General features: G+C 34.2%; 6 protein-coding genes and 1 pseudogene. 3 read left to right on the forward strand and 4 right to left on the reverse strand.

Features of this window, described 5'->3' with window-relative positions:
- Both SOY52_RS05495 and SOY52_RS05500 read left to right on the forward strand, forming a co-directional pair.
- A pseudogene (locus SOY52_RS05495) lies at positions 1 to 281 on the forward strand (3-deoxy-7-phosphoheptulonate synthase); the annotation flags it as partial.
- Positions 278 to 829 carry a DJ-1 family glyoxalase III gene (locus SOY52_RS05500; RefSeq protein WP_320847967.1) on the forward strand — a complete coding sequence of 184 codons (552 nt, stop codon included), beginning with the start codon at positions 278 to 280 and terminating at the stop codon, positions 827 to 829. The pseudogene SOY52_RS05495 and the gene SOY52_RS05500, both read left to right, overlap by 4 nt.
- Here the strand turns inward: SOY52_RS05500 and SOY52_RS05505 are convergent.
- Entirely contained in the window at positions 826 to 1185 is a 360-nt protein-coding gene (locus tag SOY52_RS05505; protein WP_320847968.1) for a hypothetical protein, read from the reverse strand. The genes SOY52_RS05500 and SOY52_RS05505 overlap by 4 nt on opposite strands.
- A gap of 214 nt (positions 1186 to 1399) precedes the next feature.
- On the opposite strand from SOY52_RS05505, the gene asnA reads away from it, so the two are divergent.
- Positions 1400 to 2431: an aspartate--ammonia ligase gene (gene asnA / locus SOY52_RS05510; protein WP_320847969.1), complete on the forward strand. Its 1032-nt coding sequence runs from the start codon at positions 1400 to 1402 to the stop codon at positions 2429 to 2431.
- A gap of 49 nt (positions 2432 to 2480) precedes the next feature.
- Here asnA and SOY52_RS05515 read toward each other — a convergent pair whose 3' ends face one another.
- The 3 genes from SOY52_RS05515 to SOY52_RS05525 form a co-directional block, all read right to left on the reverse strand.
- Positions 2481 to 3785 carry a M20/M25/M40 family metallo-hydrolase gene (locus tag SOY52_RS05515; RefSeq protein ID WP_320847970.1) on the reverse strand — a complete coding sequence of 435 codons (1305 nt, stop codon included), beginning with the start codon at positions 3783 to 3785 and terminating at the stop codon, positions 2481 to 2483.
- Positions 3782 to 4456, reverse strand: a complete 675-nt coding sequence (locus tag SOY52_RS05520) for a hypothetical protein (RefSeq protein ID WP_320847971.1) — start codon at positions 4454 to 4456, stop codon at positions 3782 to 3784. Before SOY52_RS05520 ends, SOY52_RS05515 begins: the two co-directional genes overlap by 4 nt.
- 13 nt (positions 4457 to 4469) lie before the next feature.
- Positions 4470 to 4765, reverse strand: a 296-nt coding sequence (locus tag SOY52_RS05525; protein ID WP_320847972.1) for a DUF5058 family protein, incomplete at its 5' end; no start/stop codon positions are given.

Raw genomic sequence — 4765 nt, forward strand, 5'->3', positions numbered from 1 at the left:
CACACGGAAATAGCAGAAAGAACTTTTCAAGACAAAAAAGAGTATTAAGAAATGTAATTGACCAAGTAATTTGGGGAGAAAAGGCTATCAGAGGCTTTATGCTTGAAAGTAATATCTTTGAAGGTAACCAGCCAATCTGTGGTGATAAATCTTCATTAAAGTATGGTGTTTCTGTTACTGATGCTTGTATTGGCTGGGAGGAAACTGAAAGAATCTTAGTTCATAGTGCTCAGCTATTAAAGAAGGCAGAACGCTATGGTGGAGTAGTGGAGGTACTATGAAAAAGGCATTAATAATCTTAGCTCATGGTTTTGAAGAAGTTGAAGCATTAACAGTTGTTGATGCTCTAATTAGAGGAAACATAAAAACCGTTACAGCATCAATTACAGATGATTTAGTTGTTCAATCAAGTCATGGAGTAAAGGTTTTTTGTGATGCTAAACTTATTGATGTTAAAGATGAAGTGTTTGATGTTGTATTCTTACCAGGTGGAATGCCAGGTAGCATTAATCTTGCTCAAAGCTTTGATGTTAATGAAGTTGTAATTAAGCATGCACAAGGAAAAATAATTGCAGCAATTTGCGCAGCTCCTGCTGTTGTATTTGGCCCTGCAGGATTATTAGAGGGTAAAAAAGCAACTTGTTATCCTGGCTGTGAATCATATTACCCAGGCTTTAACTTCTCTGAAGAGGGAGTAGTTAGAGATGGTAACTTAGTAACAGCAAAGAGTGCAGCTTATGCCTGGGATTTAGGCTTTACACTCGTTGAAATGCTAGAGGGTAAAAAGGCTGCTGAAAAGGTAAAGAATAGTATTTATTTTGAGTATTAAGCTGCAATCTTCTTTTTAAGATCCTCTGTTCTAAAGCTCACCTTTGATAGATATTCATCACGGGTGAGTTTTTTACTATCCAGTAAACACTCTGTAATAATTAAATATGCATAAGAGAGTCCATATTTTTTAACAATATGTTTTAAAATCTTATTTTCAGTTAGATGAATCATTACAGGCTGGAAAACATCGTTGATATAACAATCTAAAGCTTCAGAAAAAGATACTTTGCTATTAGATTCCTTAGTTAATGCACGACGATAAGCTTGAATGTGTGCATAAACCTCAACAACAGAATAATTATTAAAACAATCCATGGTCTTATTAAGGATCATGTTTATCTCTTTTTGTGTCATAATTCCTCCAAAAAGAATCCTTTCATACCTCGTCTTTTGTCACATCTATAAATAATATCTTTTTTCATTTTGGTCAAGATGTTGTAATATTGTGTTTGTAACTTATTTTAATATAAGAAAAAAAATATAATAAAATGCTAATAATAAATAATTTTTTTTATCTTGAATTACAAATATTAATTAGTTTATCATCTTTCTCTAGAGAGGTAAAATAATGAAATTTTTCCCTGATAACTATTTCCCAATTCTTTCTGAAAGAGAGACAGAAAGAGCAATAAAACTTGTAAAAGATATTTTCCAAAGAGAACTAAGTGGAGCTCTTAGGTTATCACGTGTGACATCTCCTTTATTTGTTAAAGCAGGTAGTGGTATTAATGATGATTTAAATGGTGTAGAAAGGCCTGTTAGATTTGAAATTGGTAATATGAATAATAGCAAGATGGAGATTGTCCAATCCCTTGCTAAATGGAAGCGTATGGCTCTTGCTGATTACCAAATTAAACCAGGTTTTGGTATTTATACAGATATGAATGCTCTTCGTCCAGATGATGATATTGATGCCATTCACTCAATCTATGTGGACCAGTGGGACTGGGAAAGAGTATTAGGTGATAATGAAAGAAACCTTGATTTCTTAAAGTATGTAGTAAATGAAATCTATTCAGCTTTAAAGAGAACAGAGTTCTTAGTTCATGAGACTTATTCTGCATTAACTCCTGTGCTTCCTGAAAAGATTACATTTATCCATACTGAAGATGCATTAAAGCGCTATCCTAACTTAAGTTCAAACGAAAGGGAAGCAGCACTTGCTAAGGAATATGGTGCTATCTTCTTAATTGGTATTGGTAATAAGCTTGCAAATGGTGAGCCACACTCAGGTAGAGCTCCTGACTATGACGATTGGTCAACACCTACCTATGATGACTACAAGGGGCTTAATGGTGATATCATTGTATGGGACCATGTTAGAGGTGCATCATTAGAATTAAGTAGTATGGGTATTAGAGTAAATAAAGAAGCGCTTTTAAGACAGCTTGAGATAAAAAATGCCCTTGAAAGAAAAGACCTTTATTGGCATAAGAGACTTCTTAATGGAGAATTCCCTGAAACAATTGGAGGAGGTATTGGTCAAAGTAGACTTTGCATGTTCCTATTAAAGAAGGCTCATATTGGTGAAGTTCAAGCTTCTGTATGGCAAGATGAAGCCATAGAGGAAGCAAAACAATTAGGTTTTAAATTAATTTAATAAAGTACAAATAGTCTGCCACATGAATTACCACGTGGCAGATATTTTTTTACATTTTCTTTACGATTGCTTTATAGAATTCAACACCCTTTGGAAGTACATCTACATTGATGTTTTCGTCAATAGCATGAATTGAACCATATTGCTGTTCATTAATTTCTAGTGGAGCAAATCTAATTGCATTTTTAGTTACTGGAGAGAAGAATCTTGCATCAGTACCTCCAGTCATTGCATATGGTGAAGGAATTACTCCTGGAAAGATTTCTTTAATTGTATCTTCAATTAACTTAAACTCTTTACCGTTATGATCAACAACAGGACAAGCTGTAGACGAATAAATTACTTCAGTTTCAATATCAAATTGCTTAGCTCTCTCACTAATAATTCTATAAGTTTCATCTGCATCCTGGTGATGAATTACTCTTGAGTTACCAGTAACATACGCTGTTTCAGGAAGTACATTTAACCCATTTGACCCAGAACAAGTAGTAAATGCCATTGTAGTTTTTATCATTGCGGTAGCAAGAGGATTTACTTTAGGAAGAACTTTATTTAATAAAGGTGATAATCCCTTTGCATGGCGTAGGACAAAGCCAAGAGGACCATCAATAGTTGGTCCAAGGCGTCTAAACATTTCTATTGTGGTATCATTTAATTTAGCTTCAAATGGATCATCCTTCTCAACTGAGGCCATGAATTGTCCCAGTCTTACAAGTGGAGTGTTTTTGCCAGGAACAGATGCATGTCCTCCTTTACCCTTTGCGATAAACTTGAAATTACATGTTCCTTTTTCAAGTGTTCCGATCATAGCAAAACGACCCTTAGCACCCTTAAGAGGCTCTGATTTGATCATACCACCTTCATCAATTAAGAACTGTAAGTGTACTTTTTGTTGTTGCAAGTATTTAACAATTTTAGGAGCCCCATCACCAGCAACCTCTTCGGTATTTGAAGAAGCAATATATACATCTACATTTGGCTTATAGCCTTCAATAATTAATTCTTCAAGGGATTGGAAAATACAAAAGAGTGCACCCTTTGTATCTACTGTACCACGTCCCCAAACTTTTCCATCAACTATTTTCCCTGAAAAAGGAGGGTAAGTCCACTTTCCTGTTGCTTCAACAACATCTTGGTGGCTCATAAATAAAATAGGGGCATTGGTTGGTTTTTCTGCTTTCCACTTTAAAAGCATCGCCCCATCGAAAGATTTAAATTCCATTGTTTTAAATACATTTGGAAAGAGCTCTCTCAATAGATTTTGAAATTTTTCAAACTTTTCAAGAGTTAATTCTCCTCTAACACTTACTGTTTCGACTTGAATCATCTTTGATAGCTTTTCTTCATATTTCATTTTAACATTCCTTTTTTAAAAAATACGTAACTTAGTCCAATTGCAATTGCTCCACATGCAATTAACAAGAAGCTTGTTTGGTTAATCATAGATGGAACAATTAAACATAATAATACCATAAATGAGAGTGGAAAAACTGTTATCTTGATACTTTTCTTAAAGTATTGATAACCAAGAGCTCCAAATAGGGCTGGAAGTACGTTGTCAAAAGCAGGTTTAATTACTGGATTTTGAAGTATTGGTGTTAGTGGAATTAGTAATAATACTCCAATAAAAATTACTAACATTGTTACAAGAGAGCTTGTAGCAACAGATAGTGTTGAAATAATTTCATTTTCTGTGCTTCCTACCTTTGCACCAGCCATATCCCTTGAGTTAAATGCACAAGGAAGCTTTAGGTTTGTAATGTTTCCTGTTAAAAATGTTAAATATGATGCACCAGAACCAAGTAATGGGACATAAATTAAATATTCAACGATACATGATGGAACATATACAATTAATACAGATACAATTGCTTTGAAAAAAGCAGGCCATTCAATAGTACTTCCAGTTACGTATGCCATTATAAATGGACATGATAATAGCATGATTACACCAATTGAAAGCATTGTTTTACCAGTTCTATGTATCTCGTTTTGATATTCTTCAAAGTTAAATTCTTCATTCATAGTTTATCCCTCCTTAAAATAAGTTAGCGATTACTGCTGCAAACATTCCGGCAAGCATTGCAAGAGAGAGTGAGAAGTTCTCAAGCCAAGAAGTTGAAAACTTCTTTGAAAGGTAATCAAAAAGAGCCATAAATACCCCAGAGACGAGGAGGGTAATTAATGGTGTAGAATTTGCTTTAACAAATGCGGTAGCAATATATGAGCCTACGAATGTAGCACAAAGTCCAATCATCATACCTGTCATTGCAAAATTTGCAAAACCACCATTTGAGGATTTCTTATTACCTTGTGATAATTTAAGCTTTGATG

It is taken from the genome of Bullifex sp. (genome assembly GCF_034103065.1).
GTDB lineage: Bacteria > Spirochaetota > Spirochaetia > Sphaerochaetales > Sphaerochaetaceae > Bullifex.